Origin of the sequence: Bacillus cereus group sp. N24, from assembly GCF_016483345.1 — a bacterium.
Taxonomy (GTDB): Bacteria; Bacillota; Bacilli; order Bacillales; family Bacillaceae_G; genus Bacillus_A; species Bacillus_A toyonensis.
The window spans coordinates 1-21,217 of record NZ_JAEHCA010000012.1 but is presented as its reverse complement, the minus strand read 5'-3'; the positions used below and the strand labels follow the sequence as shown (position 1 = coordinate 21,217).

Here is a 21,217-nt window from a genome sequence, read left to right as displayed (position 1 = left end):
TTCCGTCTCCCCCTCTTCCCTTTATAAAGCACGGCTAATAACAAGTTTTTGTATCTCACTCGTTCCTTCATAAATTTGCGTAATCTTCGCATCACGGAAAAATCTCTCTACCGGATAATCTTTCGTATAACCGTAACCGCCAAATACTTGTACCGCTTCAATTGCAACTTCAACTGCTGTCTTAGAAGCAAATAACTTCGCAATAGACGCTTCTTTACCGCATGGTAATCCTTGTGCTCTAAGCGATGCAGCCCTATATACAAGTAATCGCGCCGCCTCCACACTTGTCGCCATATCTGCAAGTTTGAAGCCAATCCCTTGCTGCGCCGCAATCGGCTTTCCGAATTGCTCTCGTTCCTTTGCATAATCTATCGCACATGCGAGCGCCGCTTCCGCGATCCCTAACGCCTGCGCCCCGATTCCAATTCGTCCAACATCTAAATTCGCCATCGCTACCTTGAATCCTTGTCCCTCTTCACCGAGTAAATTCTCAGCCGGCACTATCATATCTTCGAACGTAAGTTGAACTGTACGAGAACCGAGAAGTCCCATCTTATGTTCATCTTTTCCGATAATTAAGCCTGGCGTATCTTTCTCTACAATAAATGCAGAAATACCACTTTTTCCTGCATCTGGATTTGTAGAAGCGAAAACGATGTATGTACTTGCTTCGCCGCCATTTGTAATAAATACTTTCGATCCATTAATGATGTAATTATCACCTTTCTTGACAGCTCGTGATTTCAAACTCCCTGCATCTGATCCAGCATTTGGCTCAGTTAAGGCGAATGCACCTAAATATTCACCAGCCGCAAGCTTAGAAACATATTTCTGCTTCTGCTCTTCTGTTCCAAAATATAAAATCGGGTTCATTCCAACTGACGTATGTACAGCTAAAATTACACCAACCGTTGCGCTTACTTTTGAGATTTCCTCAATTGCTAAAATGTAAGAAATAAAATCCATTTCTGCGCCGCCGTATTTTGCAGGCGCTGGAATACCCATTAATCCAAGCTCACCCATCTTTTGCAAAATCTCTGTCGGGAACACCCCTTGTTCCATGCTAGGAACAAAGGGTGCTATTTCCTTCTGTGCAAAATCCCGAACCATTTTCCTCATCATCTGTTGCTCTTCATTAAAACGAAAGTTCATATACTCCGCCTCCATTTGCTATATATCTTTTAACAATTTGGTAAGACCACTACTCTATACAAGGAGGGATTTACTCATAAACATAGAAACCACGGCCCGTTTTACGCCCTAACCATCCTGCATTTACGTACTTACGTAGTAATGGACATGGGCGATATTTACTATCTCCTAATCCTTCATGCAACACTTCCATAATGTATAAACACGTATCTAAACCGATAAAATCAGCTAGTGTCAGAGGCCCCATTGGATGATTCATACCAAGTTTCATTACTTCATCAATCGCTTCTTTCGTCGCTACACCTTCATATAACGTATAAATTGCTTCGTTAATCATCGGTAATAAAATACGATTCGATACAAATCCCGGGAAATCATTTACTTCAACTGGCACTTTTCCGATTTTTTTCGTAATATCTTCAATCGTTTCATAAACTGCATCATCTGTAGCTAAACCACGAATAATTTCAACGAGCTTCATAACGGGAACTGGATTCATAAAGTGCATACCGATTACTTTTTCTGGGCGCTTCGTTACCGCTGCAATTTCAGTAATTGGAAGAGATGACGTATTCGTTGCTAAAATTGTATGATCTGGAGCAACTTCATCTAAATTCGCAAATATTTTCTTTTTAATATCCATTTTCTCAACAGCTGCTTCAATAACAAGATCAGCTTCTTTCACACAATCTAAATCAAGAGTTACTGTAAGACGATTTAACGTTTCCTCTTTCTCTTCTTCCTTCATGCGTCCTTTTTCTACTTGACGCACTAAGTTTTTCGTAATGATAGCTAGCCCTCTATCTAATTGCTCTTGTTTTAAATCTTGAATCTTCACATCATATCCTGCCATTGCACATACTTGCGCAATTCCCGATCCCATTTGTCCCGCACCAATTACAACTATTTTTTGTACACCCATTCTTTCTTCCCCCTTAATATAAGTCTGTAATAAATGAATCGTTTTCTCACCGTAAATTAATGAACCTCAATCATCACTGCATCACCTTGACCGCCACCGCTACAAATCGAAGCAATTCCAATTCCGCCACCGCGCTGCTTCAGTGCATGGATAAGTGTAACGATAATACGCGCTCCACTTGCTCCAATTGGGTGTCCCATTGCTACCGCGCCGCCATTTACATTCAATTTTTCTGGGTCAATACCTGCAATCTCTGTACTCGCAATTGCTACTGCCGCAAACGCTTCATTAATCTCGAATAAATCGATGTCTTCAATTGTCTTGCCTGTTTTTTTCAATAATTCGTTAATTGCATAACCTGGCGTTCTTGGGAAATCTTTTGATTCTACCGCGATTGCCGTATGTGCTAAAATCGTCGCCAAAGGCTTTCTTCCTTCTTGCTTCGCTCTGTCCTCGCTCATTAATACAAGTGCAGCACCGCCATCGTTTAAGCCTGGTGCATTACCAGCTGTCACCGCCGCTGTTTTATCAAATACAGGTTTTAATTTTGCTAACTTTTCAACTGTTGTATCTTCACGCGGTGCTTCATCTTTAGCAACAACGATAGGATCGCCTTTTCTTTGCGGAATTGTTACTGGTACAATTTCCTCTTCAAAACGCCCTTCTTTATGCGCTGAAACCGCACGCTGATGACTACGATATGCCCATTCATCTTGGGCTTCGCGAGAGATTCCGTCTTCCTTCGCAACTTCGCCGCCATAAACGCCCATGTGTATGCCTGAAAATGCGCATGTTAAACCATCTGCCACGTTTAAATCGATAACTTCGTTGTTACCCATTCTGTATCCCCATCTTGCACCTCGTAAAATGTAAGGACTGTTACTCATTGATTCCATTCCACCAGCTACAATAAGTGATTGATCACCAGTACGAATAATTTGATCTGCTAACGTAACCGCACGAAGTCCCGATGCACAAACTTTATTTACTGTTTCCGTCTGCACTTCCCAAGGGATTCCAGCAGCTCTCGCAGCTTGACGAGATGGAATTTGCCCCTGTCCACCTTGAATAACCGTTCCAAATATAACTTCTTCAACATCACTAGCAGAAACATTTGCTCTTTCAAGCGCTGCTTTAATTGCAATTCCTCCAAGTTCTGTTGCTTTCACATCTTTTAAAGATCCTCCAAATTTTCCAACCGGTGTTCTTGCAGCACTTAAAATAACTGTCTTATTCATATTTCTTTCCCCCGTTTCTTTTTTAGTACCGAGCGCTCGCTCGGTATCCTTGCGTTGAGAAGAGGTGCAATTATTGCACCTCTTTCTAAAGTTGTATACATGCTTACAAACTACATTGCTTCTTTCTTCTGCCCGATAACAGATCGTTCTAAAATCTCTGTTACATCAAGTGTTTGAACTTTCTCTTCTACTTCCTTCGCTTTCGTCCCATCACTAATCATCGTTAAGCAATACGGACAACCTGTACCGATAATGGATGGTTGCACAACTAGTGCTTGTTCTGTACGAGCAACGTTAATACGAGAACCCGTTGTCTCCTCCATCCACATTAAGCCACCACCTGCGCCACAGCACATTCCTGTTTCACGGTTACGTGCCATTTCTACAAGATTCACACCAGGAATTGCTTTCAAAATATCGCGCGGTGCTTCGTACACTTCGTTGTATCGTCCTAAATAACAGGAATCATGGTACGTAACTGTCTCCTCAATAGCGTGAACAGGTTTTAAGAGTCCTTCTTTCACCCACTGAGCTAACAATTCTGTATGATGATAGACTTCTGCTTGTAAGCCAAAGTCTGGATACTCATTTTTGAATGTGTTATAAGCATGAGGATCAATCGTAACGATTTTCTTCACTCCTGCTTTTTCAAATTCTTCGATATTCTTTGTTGCCATCTCTTGGAATACGAACTCATTTCCAAGGCGGCGCGGTGTATCTCCAGAGTTCTTTTCTTTATTACCAAGAATCGCGAATGAGACGCCTGCTTCGTTCATTAACTTCGCAAACGATATCGCAATCTTCTGACTACGATTGTCGTATGATCCCATCGAACCTACCCAGAATAAATATTCGAACTCCTCGCCAGCTTTTGATTTTTCTTTTACAGTCGAAACTGTTACTTCATCATCACCTTGGCGCCATGTTTCACGCTCTTTACGGTTCAGACCCCATGGATTCCCTTGACGCTCGATATTCGTCATCGCACGCTGCGCTTCCGCATCCATCTTTCCTTCTGTTAAAACAAGATAGCGGCGTAAATCAATAATTTTGTCAACATGCTCATTCATAACCGGACACTGATCTTCACAGTTACGGCACGTTGTACAAGCCCAAATTTCTTCTTCTGTAATAACATCTCCGATTAAACTCGGATCGTAAGCTAGCGCTGTAGCTGCTGATTCTTGCTGCCCTTTTCCAGCTGCCATCATCGCTAATTGATTTCCTTGTGTATTATTAAAAGCAACTACTGGAACCCAAGGTGCTTTTGATGTTACCGCCGCTCCTTTATCAGTTAAATGATCCCGAAGTTTTAAAATTAAATCCATCGGTGATAACATTTTTCCTGTTCCTGTTGCCGGACACATATTTGTACAGCGCCCACACTCTACGCAAGCGTATAAATCAATAAGCTGATTTTGTCTAAAGTCTTCAATTTTACCAACACCAAATGTTTCTTGCGTTTCATCTTCAAAATCAATCTTTTCAAGCTTCCCTGGATTTGAGAGACGACCGAAGAAAACGTTAGCTGGTCCAGCAATTAAATGTGCATGTTTTGATTGTGGAACATAGACTAAAAATGTTAACAAAATTAGTAGATGCACCCACCAAGAAAAATAGAACACTGAAATGGCTACGGTTTCATTTATTCCCGAGAAAACGTAAGCGATTGCAGAAGCGATCGGTTCACTCCATGAAAGTTCCTCGCCGTGCCATATAATTCCCATCCCATTACCAAGTAGTACAGAAATCATTAAACCACCGATAAAGATAAGAACAAGACCTGATTTAAAATTACGTTTCAAACGAACTAGCTTCTCAACATAACGTCTATGAAAAGCCCAAAAGACTGCGATTAATATAACGAGTGTGACAATTTCCTGGAAGAATGTAAATGCAGGGTATAGTGGTCCAAGTGGAAGATGCGATCCTGGTGCGAGTCCTTTCCAAACGAAGTCAATTGCTCCAAATTGGACAAGAATAAATCCGTAAAAAAACATAACGTGAATAATGCCGCTCTTTTTATCTTTCAGCAGCTTTTTCTGACCGAAAACATTGACCTTAAGAAGATCCCAACGTTCTTTGAAGCGACGGTCAAATTCAATCTTTTTTCCTAATTGTATGTAGGCCATTCTCGTTCGTATAAGATATACAAACAAATATCCCGCATAAGCAATAACAGCAATGGCAGCCAGCCAATTCATGATAAGTAAGCTATTCATTTTTATGCTACCCCTCTCTTTGTAAGCCTTCTTTCTTTTTTAGAATCTTCAAAAACATATAATTTTCTGAATTTTATCCCCTACCTTCATTATATAATGAGTGAGCATTCAGTCAACAGTTTTTTGTTATACAACAACATATTTTTTAATAAACCTGTTTATTTGGGTGAAACTATAAAGTGAAACTTTAATCAGTGGGGACTGTCCATCCCCCACTAATTATTAGTTAAACCAATCGGGCTTTTACGGGCAGTTGATTTCAACCTAGCTTCCTCGTATTCAGCGGATTTTAAGGCGATTGTCTTACTGCCCGTTAAAGCGGGATAAAGTGAAACTTTAATGAACAAACCGGGCTATCTTCTAGTTAAATTTTTGGTAGCATTCTTACTCCCCGTATCATTTGTAACACACTGAAGGTGAAAAGAATGCAAAGGAGGGACTTCACTCATGTTCTACTTCTCTCTCTTATTCATATGCGTTACTCTTTGGATCACAATTGACCTTTCATATGGGAGACTTCTTCATTTAAAACGTGTGCGTTCCCGTACTTTCCCTTTACGTCAAAGTGATTTTCACCTTTATACATATGGGAAAGATTTATACGATGCTTTATTTACTGATATAAAACAAGCCCAGCACCACATTCACGTTTTATTCTTCATTGTAAAAAATGATAAGATCAGTCGTGAATTTTTAAAGTTACTTATTGATAAGGCAAAAGAAGGCATTGAAGTAAGACTGTTACTTGATCGATTTGGTAGCCATTATTTATCAAATGAAGCAATTCGTTCCCTACAAAAACATGGTGTCTCTTTTTCTTTTTGTCATAAAGTCAGATTCCCTTTCCCTTTCTTTTCTGCCAATCAACGCAACCATAGAAAAATTACAGTGATTGACGGGAAAATTAGTTATATCGGGGGATTTAATATCGGCGAGGAATATTTGGGACATAATGAGCGATTAGGATTATGGCGAGACTATCATTTACGTCTTACAGGAGAAGGTGTTCAAGATTTACAAAAGCAATTTTTACATGACTGGTTGGATGATACGAACCAAAATTTATTGGATGCTCCTCTTTATTTTCCGAAACAGGAACCTGGTACCATCCTACATCAATTCATTCCGACCGATGGTGCCTATTTACAACATACCTTTTTACATTTAATTAAAAGTGCGAAAAAGGAACTTTTTATCGGTACACCATATTTCATTCCTGGCAAAAAAATTATGAACGCTTTATTAAAAGCACGAGAAAGAGGGGTCCAAATAACAATTCTCGTTCCAGAAAGGGCTGATCATGCCCTCGTTCGAGAAGCGAAATTCCCGTACTGCCGAAAGTTAATACGGGCTGGTTGCAATATTTACGCATTTCAACAAGGTTTTTTTCACGCTAAAGTTATTATAGTGGACGATGATATTTGCGATGTTGGAACTGCAAACTTTGATATGAGAAGTTTATATATTAACCATGAAATCAACTGCCTCTTATATGATAGGCACTTCATACAGGTGGTAAAAAATAAATTCCATGAAGATTTAAAAAATGCGTCATTACTTTCCTATGAAGATGTTAGCCCGCTTTCCCTTATAGATAGAGGAAAGGAATGGATAGGAACGATACTTGCTTTCTTCTTATAAGAAAGTTGAGGAATAAACGAGGTGTATCCCATATGATTATGCGGTTTGGATACGTCTCACATGCAATGGCATTGTGGGACTGTTCTCCTGCTAAAACGATGACATTTACAACTTTTAAAAAACTCAATAAACAAGAGCGAGAGGATAAACTGTACGATGTTACAAGGAAAAATTTAGAACATACAATACGTATCCTTCATTACAATATCGCACATGAAATCCCATTATATCGTCTTTCTTCTTCCATCGTTCCACTTGCAACACACCCTGAAGTTGAATTTGATTATATTGGAGCATTCATGCCGCTTTGGCGTAAAATAGGGTCGTTAATTCAAGAGCACAATTTACGAGTAAGTTTCCACCCAAATCAATTTACATTATTCACAAGCGACAAGCCGCATATTACAACTAATGCAGTTACGGATATGACCTATCATTATAAAGTATTACATGCGATAGGAATTGCAGATTCTTCTTACATTAACATTCATGTAGGTGGTGCCTACGGAAATAAAGAAGCAGCAGTTGGACGCTTCCATGAAAACATAAAAAAACTTCCTGCACATATAAAAAAACAAATGACTCTAGAAAATGATGATAAAACATATACAACTGCTGAAACTTTATCAATTTGCCAAAAAGAAAAGATCCCTTTCGTATTTGATTATCATCATTACATGGCTAACCTTTGCGAAGAATCACTAGAAGAGTTACTTCCTGCAATTTTTGAAACTTGGTCACATACAAATATCCCACCTAAAGTTCATATTTCCTCTCCTAAATCAGAAAAAGAATTTAGGGCTCATGCAGATTATATTAATTTAGAATTTATTAAGCCCTTTTTACACATTGCAAAAAAAATTAATTATAATTTTGATATTATGATTGAAAGTAAACAGAAAGATTTAGCAATGTTACAATTAATAAGTGAGCTTTCTTCTATAAAAGGAATCAAAAGAATAAATGGCGCAACATTACAATGGTAAATTGTCATGTTGCGTTGTTTTTTTCAAAAAGTAATTCTTATAGTAAAAAAGTTCCTATTTTATATGATATTATTTAAATTAGCATTTTCATCCTGCGATTCAACTTTATTGAAACGGAGTCATCATATGATTAATCAAAAAAAATATGTACAATTTGTCATGATGTATATAATTGTATTTTCTCTTTGGATATTCCTTATTCCAAATGAGTGGAACATAAAAGAAATTGGAATCCTTTTCTTATTTTGTTTTGCCGCAATCGTTTCTTGTTATTGTTCCTATAAAGCAATTAAAAAAATGAAGCGTGGTGATAAATTATTTTGGGTGTTATTATTATGTACTTGCCTATGTGGATTGGCTATGGAGATAACTTTATTCCTTCATTCACTTTCTATATGCGATCAAGTCCTATTCTCTTATGAGGCACTACCTTTTTTCATCATACAATATATTTTACTCTTTTCTGGATTTTCTATAAAGTTCATAAAACATTACTCTATTAGAGGCCTTGCTCAATTTTCATTCGATAGTATCTTTATCGTTATTATGAATATTTATTTTACCTTAACCTTTATTTTAGATCTTTCAAGCTTTCATACGTTAACAAAGGATACGTGGGTTTTAATTGGATATTTTATTGCACAATCATTAGTCATTTACGCCGTTATTAGCCTATATAGAAGAGAACAATATTCTTCTAGTAGAATTTCATTAATTATTGGCTTTACTATCATTCTTGTATACGGATATATACAGCTATTCCAGTTAAACACAGGAATAAAAACTTCTGCTGAATTCTCTTATTTAATACATACTGCTTCGATTTTATTAATTGGTTTATCGTCCATACTATACATTTTAGATAAGCCAATGCAACACGAAACAAAAACGAAATATTATCGATTTGATTATGTACGCTTTATATTGCCTTATTTTAGTATAATCATGACTTTTTCCTTTATTATCATTCAGCCTTGGGATGATAAATTCATGTTAATTGGTCTTGTATTATCACTTATTTTATTATTCTTGCGACAACTTTACATGTGGAAAGATAATAAAGTCTTAATTGATACATATGAACAGCTGACTACACAACTAGAAGATGAAGTTGAAGAAGGTGCTTCTGCGTTATCAAAAAGTGAACAACGTTATAAATCTTTATTTGAAGATCATCCTGATGCCGTTTTCTCTTTAAATATGCATGGTATTTTTCAGCAATCTAACACAGCTTGTGAAAGCTTATTTACAGCTTACTATTGTGAAGTAGCAAGCCATTCCCTTCTGCACTTTATTGATCCAAAAGATCATGACTTACTAAAAAGAGCATTACAAATAACAAAAGAAGGTAGACCACAAACTTTAGAGGTTCGTACGAAAGAACAAGAAGGCTATTACTATTACCTTCACATTACACTCATACCTACTTTTATAAATAAAGAAGTTGTTGGGATGTTTGGGATAGCGCGTGATATTACAACTTTATATGAAAAACAAAAACAAGTAGAACATTTGGCATTTCATGATGCACTTACTGGATTACCAAATCGCCGCAAATTCGAAAAAGATTTAAAGACTATTTTAAATACAGCTCAAACTAGCGCAAATGATGTTGCCGTCATGTTTCTTGATTTAGATCGATTTAAAAAAATTAACGATCGACTCGGTCATGATGTCGGAGACTTATTACTAATTGAAGTAGCAAAAAGGTTACGCGGATGTTTGCGTTCAAAAGATATCGTTGCCCGCCAAGGCGGAGATGAGTTTACAATTCTATTACCAGATATGTACTCAGAAAAAAGTGCGGCTTTTATAGCTGAACAGATTTTAACTATTTTAAACAAACCATTCTTCATTAAAGATGAAGAACTATCTGTTACACCGAGCATCGGCATCGCAATGTATCCTGATTATGGAAATGATGTAACCGAATTAATGAAAAATGCTGATATGGCTATGTATCGCGCGAAAGCAAATGGGAAAAATCGATTTGTTTTCTTCTCAAAAGAAATAAGTATTGCGCAAAATGAGATTCAATTCTTAGAAGGCGAACTTTCAAAAGCATTACAACAAAATGAATTTTTCCTTGAATACCAACCACAAGTAAGCACAAAAACAAAACAAATTATCGGTTTTGAAGCGTTAATTCGTTGGAAACATCCAAAACTCGGTATCGTATCTCCTGCCCAATTTATTCCTCTAGCAGAGGAAACAGGATTTATTATTGAACTTGGAAATTGGATTTTACGTACTGCCTGCTCAGAAGCAAAAAGATGGCATAATCAAGGTTTTTCTCACTTAAAAGTTGGTGTGAATTTATCTGTTGTTCAATTTAACCATACAGATTTAATCCCAACTATTTCAAAGGTGTTGAAAGAAACAGAACTAAAACCGGAAGCACTAGATATTGAAATTACAGAAAGTATCGCTATTAACCAAAATCAATCTGTAGTTGCAAAGCTAGAGCAGCTTCAAAATCTCGGTATTCAAATTTCAATAGATGACTTTGGAACTGGTTATAGTTCTTTAGCTTATTTAACAAAATACCCAATCAACACATTAAAAATTGCTCGAGAATTTATTTGTGGAATTACAACAAGTCCTTTAGAGGAAGCAATTATCTCTTCCATTATTACACTATCAAAAGAATTAAATTTAGAAGTTATTGCAGAAGGTGTAGAAACAGAAGAACAATGGAAATTTCTTTATGAACAAAACTGTGACCACATTCAAGGATTCTTTATTAGCAAACCTGTTTCTAGTAAAGACGTTTGGATGTTACTCCATAAAAAAACAACCGCCTAAGTAAGACGGTTGTTTTTTAGTACTCATAAGGTACCTCTTGAGCTAATTGTACCTCTTGATCATTATGAGAAATTATTTGGCTTTTCTCTAATGCTATATCTCCTAATGAAATACCCCATGCCATCGCTAACGTTAATAGACTACCAATAAGCAGTTTCTTCATATTCCATCACCTGCATTTTTTCTTTAAATATACCATGAAAATTTATCCACATTTTATGCAATTATGCATATTTGTTTTTTAGGTCTTTTTTATTTTTTCATTTTTTTCATAAGTGATTCTTTTAATGCGTGGTTTCCTAACATATCAAAAAAGAAGCATGCTTTTTCGTAAGCATCTTCAATTTCTGCTCTATCAGACCCTAGCTTTGCTAGGCATTCACCTTTTCGAAAGTATAGCTGTCCAATCAATGTCATACTATTAATTTGACACGATAGTTCAATAGCTTTATTTGCGTGGCAAAGCGCTTCTTCGTATTGATTATCTGAGTATAATGCTTTTGCATGATTATGTCTCACCTTTACATCAAATTCTTTATTATCATGCAATGTCTCTAACTGTTTTAATATATTTTCAAATAACTCAATAGCCTTCTTCAAATAGCCATTTTCAGCATAAATGTTTGCAATTGCGTTTTCAATATAAAGATTCTGATATACATCTATTCCTGCCAATTGTTGATTGAGCAATTTCTTTAATTCTAAAATACAATATTCGTAATCAATTTTTTTCAATACGTAAGCTGCTACATGGTATTGCCATTGAAGAAATTGCTGAAGCTCGGGATGATATTCTTCCTTTTTCAGTTCATTCCATACCCTATTATAAATTTCTTTATATTTTTTTTGCTTACAAAGCATAATAATTCGATCTTTTAACTGCTTATTCCTCTCAATATCAGAATAAATGAGTACCTCATAAAAATGAATAATGGGAACTTGTAATTTTGCTGCTATACCTTGCAATATATCCATACTTGGGTATACCGCACCCGATTCAATTCTACTCACTTCTGATTGATGACATATGTTCTCGGATAACTGTTTTTGTGTTAATCCTCTCATCACCCTAATTTTCTTAATTTCAATTCCTAATTTTTCTGCGTGCATACTTACTCACCATCCCATTATAACAATCTAATTTTTTGAGTTGTCATACCACTACAATAATGTGAATTCGACAATTTTTGATATGAAATAATGCATAATATATATAAAATCTGGCAAATGTTTCATACAATTCATCTCACATACAATAGATTAGGAGTGTTATAGATGAATTATAGAAAACTTGCTAGTGCATTCGTTACATTCGGTCTCCTTTGTCCTTTATCCACAGAAGCTATTCATGCCCAAGAATTAAACAAAAATGAAGTGAAAGTTGAAATTGCTCAGCCTGGTTTAACAATCGGAAAATTAACAGAACCTCAAAATGATACGAAAGAGAATATTGCTAAAAAATATTTAAAAGGTGAGGTAAACGGGGCTAAAGCTCAACAAGAGCAAGTTACAACTGAAAAAAATGTTGATTTTCAACCTACAAATAAAGAAACAAAAGAAAATCAAACCGAAGTTCGCCTTGCACAAACTTACAAAAACTATAAAGTATATGGTCAAGATCTTATTGTAAACGTAGATAAAAATGGAGTAATTACAACTGTTAGTGGTAAAGTTGTCCAAAATTTAGACCAACAACCTAATCTTACTATAACAAATTTTTTGTCGAAAAATGAAGTAAAATCTAAATTACGCGATATACTTCAAATTCCAAGCGATGCGACTGAGACAGAATTCACCAACGAAACCGTTGTTTATAAGAAAAAAGATGGATATTACACATTTGCAACTGTTATTACCTTTACTTACGAAAACAATGAACAAATTATAAACGGTAATGCAATCCTTGATTTAAAAACTGGCGAGGTACTTTTCCAAGAAAAATTCATTAAAAATAAAGAGAATAAAACTATAAATCAAGTAACATCACCTAGACTATCCCTCGCAAATGAGCAAGGAACTGGGAAAAATGCACTTCAAGAAAACATCTCTTTCAATATCGCCAAAGGGACTGACGGAAAATTTTATTTAGCTGATCTATCACGCGGAACTGGCATATATATTTATAATGCAAACTATGCGGACTCTCTCGGCGGATATAGTCAAGCTGGTTATCCAGGGACAATAGTTTCAAGTAGCACTCCTAACTTTGCAGATAAAGAAGCAGCGGGTGCTATGAAGAATATGAGTGATATTTATGACTACTTCAAAAAAGAACATAATCTAAAAAGTTACGATAATAAAGATTCAAAAGTTGTTGCTAGTGTACACGGTTTTGATTCTACTGAAGTTAGTGATGGTGTAAAAGAAGATTATGTAAATGCATTTTGGCACCCTGCTTGGAATCAAATGGTATTTGGTGATGGTTTAAACGGAAAGCTCACTTCAGCCCTTGATGTAACAGCCCATGAATTTGGACATGCTGTATTCAGCGGTACGACAAAGAATAAAATTGTGAGATATCCAAGCGCTGAAACATCTGCGTTAAACGAGGGATTAGCAGATTTTTGGGGCACGCAAATCGAATATTATGTAAAGAAAGATAAGGGAAACTGGATTATGGGCGATACACTAGGTGGCCTAACAATCCGTGACATCCCGGGAGAAATTGGTGACGGTGGTCATAAATTATATACAAACTTACAAGATTTTTATAACGATGGAAATAATCAAGAGTCTCACGTAAATTCTGGTATCATCAGCCACGTATTATATCAATTAGCTGAAGGTAAAACATATAACAATGTTGCTGTTCAAAAACAAGGCAACGAAAAAGTAAGTAAAGTTGTTATGCGCACATTGCAAAATTACGCAACTTCAGCTGAAGATTTTGAATCACTCCAATCCCACATCGTACAAGCTGCAAAAGATTTATACGGAAATGCCGTATCAAATGAATTTGCAAAAGCATTTGAAGCACATGGTTATAAACCATTACAAAAAATAAATAGAGTAATAGAAGTATAATAATAAAAAAGAAGTTTACCGTTCGTAGGTAAACTTCTTTTTATATCCATCCCTTTTCTTCCGCAATTGTAATTGCCTCAATTCTATTTTTTGCGTCAAGCTTCGTTAACACTTCAGAAATATAATTACGTACTGTGCCCGGTGAAAGATAAAGTGTTTTCGCAATTTCATTTGCAGTCTTTCCTTCTTTAGCAAGTAACAATACTTCTTTTTCACGATCTGACAACGGATTTTGCTCCTGCCATAAACCAAACATTAAATCTTGAGAAACCTCTCGTTTTCCCTTCATTACATTACGAATCGCTGCGGCTAAATCTTCACTTGGGCTATCTTTTAACAAATATCCGTGCACACCAGCTTTCATTGCTCGTTCAAAATAACCAGGTCTTGCAAATGTTGTTAAAATCATTACTTTGCATGATGATTTTTCTTTCTTTAAAGTCTCAGCGACATCCAATCCACTTTGAATCGGCATTTCAATATCCATAATACTTACATCTGGCTTTAACGATTCAATTAATTTTAATGCCTCTTCCCCGTTCGCGGCTTGCCCAATCACTTCCATATCATCTTCTAAATCAAGTAGGGCCCCTAATGCACCACGAAGCATCCGTTGATCTTCCGCAATAATAATTCGAATCATACCCTCACCTCATCTTTTCCTGTTCTAATGACAACTGGTACTTTTACTGTTAATAGCGTCCCTGGATGTATCGTATTTAGTTCAACAAATCCATCAATAAGAGCAATTCGTTCTTTCATACCGCGAATACCATTTCCATCATTGTTTTTATCCTCTAAACCAATTCCGTTATCTTCTACTTTCAAAATCAGTTCACCTTGTGATTCTAATACAGAAACTGTACACTGCGTCGCCTTACTATGTTTTACAACATTCGTCACAGCCTCACGTAAACACATTCCTAAAATATTTTGTTCAATCGGTGATAACGAACTTGCACTCGCTTCTTGTTCTATTTCTAATTCAATATTAGCAGCTTGTAAGATCGCTTTTATTTGCTCAAGCTCTTCTTCTACTGTAATCATGCGCATATCAGAAATTAATTCCCTCAGCTGTTTTAAAGCGGTACGAGATGTTTGTGTAATTTCCTTTGCTTCCACACTTGCACGCTCTGGATTTTTTACGATTAACTTCTCAACAAGCTGGCTTTTTAACGTAATAAGAGATAGCGTATGACCTAACGTGTCATGAAGATCCCGTGCAATTCGCTGCCGTTCTTCACGTTTTACTAAATCTTTAATTTGCTCATTCGCTTCGTTTAATTGGTTCTTTAACATCTTTTTCTGATTAAAATTACGCATACCAAATGGCGTAAGAAGCATTAAAATAAACATCGGAACGATATTTACTAAATTTGCCGGTGTTAGTTGATTCATATTTACAAATACAAATGCTCCGAGCATTACAACTAACAGACATAGTAGCACTCGAAATACTTTCTTACTTGGCGCAAATCCCATCGCACTTGCCGTGAAAAAGCCAAAGAATATCATGAAAGGATTATAAAATATGGCAAATAAAAAGGTTAATATCATTTGAATAAACGCCCACAAAACGAACGTCTTCTGAACAAAATAAAGTTGACGGTATGTGATAATGAAGACTATCAACATACCGATCCCCATTACAAGCTTCCATCCTGATACTTGTGTTAAATTATAAATTGGAAATAACAAATATACGAGCCACATATACGGAAAAAAACCCATATGTTTCGGAAAAATCTCCATCCTCTTCTTCTCTATCATTTATACCGCTTCCTGTCTTTTTCTTATATATATTGATACTACAACAAACATAAGGAAATAACCTCCTAATACCGCGATATTTTCCCATCCAATTGATTTTCCAGCTACAATATCCCACGCACCACTTCCGAAATGGTATGTCGGTGTCCATTCACCAATCGTTCTTAATATTTTCGGGAATACTTCAATCGGCATCCATAACCCGCCAATTACAGCTAAACTCATATTTAAAATATTTGCTAGGCCAGCAGCTGCATCTGCCTTCTTAATGGAACCTATTACTGTTCCGAGTGCTAAAAATGGTGTCACACCTAACAATAACCATAATCCAGCACCAATCCATTGTCCTACCGTTAACTCAACATGATTAATTAATATCCCTGCCATAAAAATAACTAAGATTGAAAAAGCATTTACTACTGTTTGAGCGATAATTTTTGCTGTTAAATACGCCCCTTCAGGAAGCGGTGTAATTTTTAGAAGATGTGTCCAACCTTGCCCTCTTTCCTGAGAAAGTCTCACACCAAAACTAAAAAGTGCAGTCCCTACAATACTAAAAGTCGCCATAGAAATTAAATAATGTGCTTTCCACGCATCTCCGTTTTGTGGCACTTGCACAACATTTGTGAAAATGTAGTAAAACATAACTGGCATTAATAATGAGAAAAAGATAAATAATTTATTACGGAACGTACGTAAAATTTCTATTTTGCATTGCATCCATAAAGCTTTCATGCAATTTCCCCCTTTTGATTTGCGACAAACTGTTCAAATGCTTCATCGAGACTTCCACGTTCAACTGAAACATTTGTTACAGGTAGATTCTTCTGATAAATTGCTTGTAGAGTGGCATCTGTATCTTCCGTCGTTAAAGTGAAGCGCCCTTCATTTGACTGTACTTCTGTTACATACGGTAATTCCTTTAGTAAACTCTTAGGGATTTTTTCTTTAGAATAAAACGAGATCGTTTTTCGAGAAATCGTCGCTTTCATCTCATCCGGTGTGCCATCTGCGATAATCTTTCCGTTCGCAAACAATAAAATACGATTCGCCAACGCATCTGCTTCCTCTAAATAATGTGTTGTTAAAATAATCGTTTTCCCTTCACTTGCTAACTTTTTAATCGTTTCCCAAAACGTTCTTCGAGACGTAATATCCATTCCAACTGTCGGCTCATCTAAAAATAACAAATCTGGATTTCCCGCAAGTGCGAGTGCAAAATTTAATCTTCTTTTTTGCCCACCTGATAACTTTTCACATCTTTGCTTTCGCTCTGATTCCAAATTTGATAACTGTAGTAATGTTTCTTTCGCTACCGGGTTTGTATAATAACTGCGGAATAGCTCAATTGCCTCTTCCACTGTAATGCTATCAATCACACTTACTTCTTGTAACATTGCCCCAAGGCTATTACGAACGCCTCTATGCTTTGGACTCTTTCCAAATATAGAAACTGTCCCTTCTGTAGGATCTTTTAATCCAAGCATCATCGAAATCATCGTCGTCTTCCCCGCACCATTTGGTCCAAGTAATGCTACTATTTCCCCTTTATCCACGTGAAATGAAACGTTACTTACTGCGTTTTTATGTTTAAATGTTTTAGAAACACCATTTATCTCAATAACCTTTTCCATCTCTCCACCCCCGCTGTTTCTTATATTTACATTGTATTCCTTGGAAAAGTTAGGAAACAGTATGATGCGTCATGACATCGATATGACAATTGTCATGTATTCTTTGTGTGAGGAATCAACCCGCATACCGCAAGCGAGTAGCAGGACGAAAATAAACATGATACAATCGGGTAAGATATATATTCGAGGAAGGACAGTGGTTTTCATGATTATTCGTAATGAACAGGATTTAGAAAGCTTACGAAAAATCGGCCGCATCGTTGCGCTTGCACGTGAAGAAATGAAAAAAGAAGCGAAGCCAGGTATGACAACGAGAGAGCTTGATTTGATCGGTAAAAAAGTATTAGATGAGCATGGTGCTATTTCTGCACCTGAAAAAGAATATGATTTCCCTGGTGTAACTTGCATTAGTGTAAATGAAGAAGTTGCTCACGGCATTCCAGGAGATCGTGTATTAAAAGAAGGCGACTTAGTAAACGTCGACGTATCTGCCGCACTTGATGGTTATTATGCAGATACGGGTATCTCATTTGTACTTGGGAAAGACGAAGAAAAAGAAAAACTTTGCCAAGCAGCTGTTGACGCATTTTGGGCAGCAATGAAAAAAGTTAAAGCTGGTTCAAAACAAAATCAAATTGGTCGTGCGGTTTCAAACTTCGCACATAAAAGTGGATACAATGTTATTCAAAACTTAACTGGTCATGGTATCGGTCTTAGTTTACATGAAGCACCAAACCACATTTTAAGCTATTATGATCCAATGGATAGTGCGCTTCTAAAAGACGGTCTTGTTATCGCTGTAGAGCCATTTATCTCTATGAAAGCTGATCATATTATCGAACGCGGTGATGACGGTTGGACATTCGTTACTCCTGACAAAAGCCTTGTTGCACAATGTGAACATACAGTTGTCGTAACACGTGGTGAGCCGATAATTTTAACAGAAATATAAAAAATAGCCGTTTGGTAGCAGAAACCTACCAAACGGCTATTTTTTATTACTTTTAGGTATGCAAAAATTTATATAAATAAAAGGTGATGCATCAAAGCATCACCTTTTTAACGGGGTGAGGCTGCCCAAAAGTACGGAAAACCTTTGAACAGCCTCGTATTTTCATATGGATGCCTTACATATATCACTGATGATAATTATGAAATGCGGAAACATATTTATCATCACATGATTCAAACATGAGAAAAGAAACCCTACAGTGGATTCTTTTCTCTACATAATCTAAAGTTTGGGTACACTAGATTCATGCAATGTAGGAGCTTTCCAAGCAGAAAGCGAACCTTCATTTAAAATGATAGCATACATATCTCCATCAAAAATATGCAAATATGCATATAGTATTTTTTATTTATCAATGTCAGAATATTGAAAAATAAAAAATATAAAGGTAAAATAAAGTCGTTATCCGTCTTCTTTTGTCAGTCAGAGAGAATAGAAGAATAGGAGAGGAAAAAATGAAAAAATCTTTAAAACAAAAAATAGTAAGCTCTTTGCTTGCTGTATCACTCGCTGTTAGCTTGGCTCCAATTGGACAAGTCAAAGCTGATTCCACGTCAGAAATCACACAGACTTCACCTATCACAAAACAAGTTGATGCAAGTCGCGCCATCGAACACATCCGTTTCTTATCCGAAACAATTGGTCCTCGCCCTGGTGGAACAAAATCAGAAGAATGGGGTTCTCGCTACGTTGGTATGCAACTTAAATCAATGGGTTATGAAGTAGAATATCAGCCATTTCAAGTGCCGGATCAATACGTTGGCTTTATTGAATCCCCATTATCCACAAAGCGTAATTGGCAAGCTGGCGCTGCTCCTAACGCACTAATTTCTACAGAAACTGTTACAGCTCCTCTTATCTTTGTTCAAGGTGGGACAAAATTAGAGGATATTCCAAATGAAGTAAATGGAAAGATTGTTCTATTTGAAAGAGGAACAACAGTTGCAGACTACAATAAACAAGTTGAAAACGCTGTTAGTAAAGGAGCAAAAGGTGTTCTTTTATACAGTTTAATTGGCGGTCGTGGAAACTACGGACAAACTTTCAATCCTCGCCTAACGAAAAAGCAGTCTGTCCCTGTCTTCGGTCTTGCTTATGCGCAAGGAAATGCATTTAAAGAAGAAATCGCTAAAAAAGGGTCAACAATTCTTTCCCTAAAAGCGAGACATGAATCTAATTTAAAATCCTTAAACGTCATCGCTAAAAAGAAACCAAAAAACAGTACAGGTAATGAAAAAGCTGTCGTTGTAAGTTCGCACTATGATAGTGTCATTGGAGCACCTGGAGCAAACGATAATGCTTCTGGTACAGGATTAGTATTAGAGTTAGCTCGTGCTTTTCAAAATGTAGAAACTGATAAAGAAATTCGTTTTATTGCTTTTGGTTCTGAAGAGACTGGCTTACTCGGCTCCGATTATTACGTTAATAGTCTATCCCAAAAAGAACGTGATCGAATTTTAGGTGTCTTTAACGCAGACATGGTTGCAACAAATTACGATAAGGCAAAAAATTTATATGCTATGACGCCTAACGGTTCTCCAAACCTTGTAACAGACGCAGCCTTGCAAGCAGGTAAACAGTTAAATAATGATCTCGTACAACAAGGGAAATTTGGCTCTAGTGATCATGTACCGTTTGCTGAAGTCGGTATTCCTTCTGCACTATTTATTTGGATGGGCGTCGATAGTTGGAATCCATTAATCTATCATATTGAAAAGGTATATCACACACCCCAAGATAACGTATTAGAAAATATTTCGCTAGAACGTATGAAAATGGCATTAGAGGTCATTGGTACAGGCGTCTATAATAGCCTTCAATCTACCCTGAAAACAGAACAAAAAGCCGCTTAATACTATTTCAAGCCACCGATTAATCGGTGGCTATTTATTGAAAAAGAAAAAAAAACAAATATGCATAAAAGCATATTTATTACATGGTATTATCGTGTATAATTAAAATCGTAATATATAAATAAAAACACGTTTATTGTATAGCATTGACCTTACATTACATGCGATACCACACTCTAAGCTTATGGCCCAGTGGATAATAGGCTTTTTAAAGACGGTTTTGTTATTACTTTAGGGCCGCTGATTGAGTCCACCTTGAAATTGCTCTCTTTTTTCTATAAAAAAAACCCTTCAGGCTGCATTCTTCCCTTCACTTTATCGTGAAGTGTTTTTGAATACTTACCCCAAAGGGAGCAATATCAATAGTAATTTTTTAATTTGTCAGCTACTCAGATTACAGTGTAATCAATAATCTAAAGCTTTTTTATTATTTTATTCGCTGACGAGCGAGTAGGATTCCACCTAAAAGGAACAATACCATACCTCCAAGAATTGAACTCATTTCTGCTGATGTTCCTCCTGTGTTGGGAAGTAATGTTGGCTTATCATTTTCTGTAGTAGGTGGAACTTTTGAATCGCTATTTTCGTCTGCATTTGTGTTTGGATCTTTCGGATCTGTGCTTGGATCTTTTGGATTTGCGCTTGGATCTTTCGGATTTGTGCTTGGATCTTTTGGATCTACATTTGGTTCTTCCTTGATTTTTGTATTTGTGATGTCATAACCATGTACGTCAGATTGGTATCCGGCTACTGGTTGTTCTTTCACTTCATACTTGTACGCTACTCCATTTGCATCGTATGCTGCTAAATCTTTGAATTCGTATTTCCAGCCTGTTGCTTTGCTTACTTCTTGCGTGGCAATCACTGTACCATTTTGTAGAAGGTCTACTTTAATCATTTCCGGACGATCTTTCGCGTTATCGTCTTTCCATGTTTTCGTTCCTTCTACTTTTGTTTC

At 36.5% G+C, this 21,217-nt stretch carries 16 protein-coding genes and 1 pseudogene; 6 read left to right on the top strand and 11 right to left on the bottom strand.

Going from position 1 to position 21,217, the window contains the following annotated elements:
* Positions 1-21: 21 nt before the first annotated feature.
* The 4 genes and pseudogenes from JDS95_RS17625 to JDS95_RS17610 all read right to left on the bottom strand — a co-directional run bounded on the left by JDS95_RS17625 (position 22) and on the right by JDS95_RS17610 (position 5,534).
* On the bottom strand, positions 22-1,152 hold the full coding sequence (locus JDS95_RS17625; protein ID WP_001011192.1) for an acyl-CoA dehydrogenase: 1,131 nt from the start codon (positions 1,150-1,152) through the stop codon (positions 22-24).
* A gap of 70 nt (positions 1,153-1,222) precedes the next feature.
* Positions 1,223-2,074: a 3-hydroxybutyryl-CoA dehydrogenase gene (locus tag JDS95_RS17620; RefSeq protein WP_000538856.1), complete on the bottom strand. Its 852-nt coding sequence runs from the start codon at positions 2,072-2,074 to the stop codon at positions 1,223-1,225.
* Positions 2,075-2,130: 56 nt separating this feature from the next.
* Positions 2,131-3,413 (bottom strand): annotated as a pseudogene (locus JDS95_RS17615) (acetyl-CoA C-acetyltransferase).
* Positions 3,414-3,422: 9 nt separating this feature from the next.
* The gene (locus JDS95_RS17610) at positions 3,423-5,534 is read right to left on the bottom strand and encodes a (Fe-S)-binding protein (RefSeq protein WP_001086791.1); all 2,112 of its coding nucleotides are present in this window, start codon (positions 5,532-5,534) and stop codon (positions 3,423-3,425) included.
* A gap of 447 nt (positions 5,535-5,981) precedes the next feature.
* On the opposite strand from JDS95_RS17610, the gene cls reads away from it, so the two are divergent.
* The 3 genes from cls to JDS95_RS17595 all read left to right on the top strand — a co-directional run bounded on the left by cls (position 5,982) and on the right by JDS95_RS17595 (position 10,966).
* Positions 5,982-7,175: a cardiolipin synthase gene (gene cls / locus JDS95_RS17605; protein WP_000499187.1), complete on the top strand. Its 1,194-nt coding sequence runs from the start codon at positions 5,982-5,984 to the stop codon at positions 7,173-7,175.
* A 32-nt stretch (positions 7,176-7,207) separates the two neighbouring features.
* Complete coding sequence (uvsE, locus tag JDS95_RS17600; protein ID WP_000605893.1) at positions 7,208-8,161, top strand: UV DNA damage repair endonuclease UvsE; 954 nt, start codon at positions 7,208-7,210, stop codon at positions 8,159-8,161.
* A 126-nt stretch (positions 8,162-8,287) separates the two neighbouring features.
* Positions 8,288-10,966 (top strand): DUF4084 domain-containing protein, encoded by a 2,679-nt coding sequence (locus JDS95_RS17595; protein WP_000609946.1) that lies wholly within the window; start codon positions 8,288-8,290, stop codon positions 10,964-10,966.
* Between the two features lie 16 nt (positions 10,967-10,982).
* On the opposite strand, the gene papR is transcribed toward JDS95_RS17595, so the two are convergent.
* Both papR and JDS95_RS17585 read right to left on the bottom strand, forming a co-directional pair.
* Positions 10,983-11,129, bottom strand: a complete 147-nt coding sequence (papR, locus tag JDS95_RS17590; protein ID WP_000734723.1) for a quorum-sensing peptide PapR — start codon at positions 11,127-11,129, stop codon at positions 10,983-10,985.
* Between the two features lie 89 nt (positions 11,130-11,218).
* Positions 11,219-12,076 carry a helix-turn-helix domain-containing protein gene (locus tag JDS95_RS17585; protein WP_000542898.1) on the bottom strand — a complete coding sequence of 286 codons (858 nt, stop codon included), beginning with the start codon at positions 12,074-12,076 and terminating at the stop codon, positions 11,219-11,221.
* 165 nt (positions 12,077-12,241) lie between these two features.
* Between JDS95_RS17585 and JDS95_RS17580 the strand changes: the two genes are divergently transcribed.
* The gene (locus JDS95_RS17580; protein WP_001109518.1) at positions 12,242-13,990 is read left to right on the top strand and encodes a M4 family metallopeptidase; all 1,749 of its coding nucleotides are present in this window, start codon (positions 12,242-12,244) and stop codon (positions 13,988-13,990) included.
* Between the two features lie 40 nt (positions 13,991-14,030).
* On the opposite strand, the gene JDS95_RS17575 is transcribed toward JDS95_RS17580, so the two are convergent.
* Genes JDS95_RS17575 through JDS95_RS17560 form a run of 4 tightly spaced genes read right to left on the bottom strand, consistent with a single transcriptional unit; the run spans position 14,031 to position 17,394 of the window.
* The gene (locus JDS95_RS17575; protein ID WP_000619274.1) at positions 14,031-14,633 is read right to left on the bottom strand and encodes a response regulator transcription factor; all 603 of its coding nucleotides are present in this window, start codon (positions 14,631-14,633) and stop codon (positions 14,031-14,033) included.
* Positions 14,630-15,760, bottom strand: coding sequence for a sensor histidine kinase (locus tag JDS95_RS17570; RefSeq protein WP_000570636.1), 1,131 nt, complete (start codon positions 15,758-15,760; stop codon positions 14,630-14,632). Before JDS95_RS17570 ends, JDS95_RS17575 begins: the two co-directional genes overlap by 4 nt.
* A complete protein-coding gene (locus JDS95_RS17565) occupies positions 15,761-16,495 on the bottom strand; it encodes an ABC transporter permease (RefSeq protein WP_000646292.1) in 735 nt (244 codons plus the stop codon).
* Complete coding sequence (locus JDS95_RS17560) at positions 16,492-17,394, bottom strand: ABC transporter ATP-binding protein (RefSeq protein WP_070173993.1); 903 nt, start codon at positions 17,392-17,394, stop codon at positions 16,492-16,494. The genes JDS95_RS17565 and JDS95_RS17560 overlap by 4 nt, the downstream gene beginning before the upstream one ends.
* A 157-nt stretch (positions 17,395-17,551) precedes the next feature.
* On the opposite strand from JDS95_RS17560, the gene map reads away from it, so the two are divergent.
* Both map and JDS95_RS17550 read left to right on the top strand, forming a co-directional pair.
* A complete protein-coding gene (gene map, locus JDS95_RS17555; RefSeq protein ID WP_139138356.1) occupies positions 17,552-18,346 on the top strand; it encodes a type I methionyl aminopeptidase in 795 nt (264 codons plus the stop codon).
* Positions 18,347-18,861: 515 nt separating this feature from the next.
* On the top strand, positions 18,862-20,259 hold the full coding sequence (locus tag JDS95_RS17550) for a M28 family metallopeptidase (RefSeq protein ID WP_000749150.1): 1,398 nt from the start codon (positions 18,862-18,864) through the stop codon (positions 20,257-20,259).
* Between the two features lie 427 nt (positions 20,260-20,686).
* Here JDS95_RS17550 and JDS95_RS17545 read toward each other — a convergent pair.
* Positions 20,687-21,217 (bottom strand): Cna B-type domain-containing protein (locus JDS95_RS17545; RefSeq protein WP_199690701.1); only part of this gene is annotated, 531 nt, incomplete at its 5' end.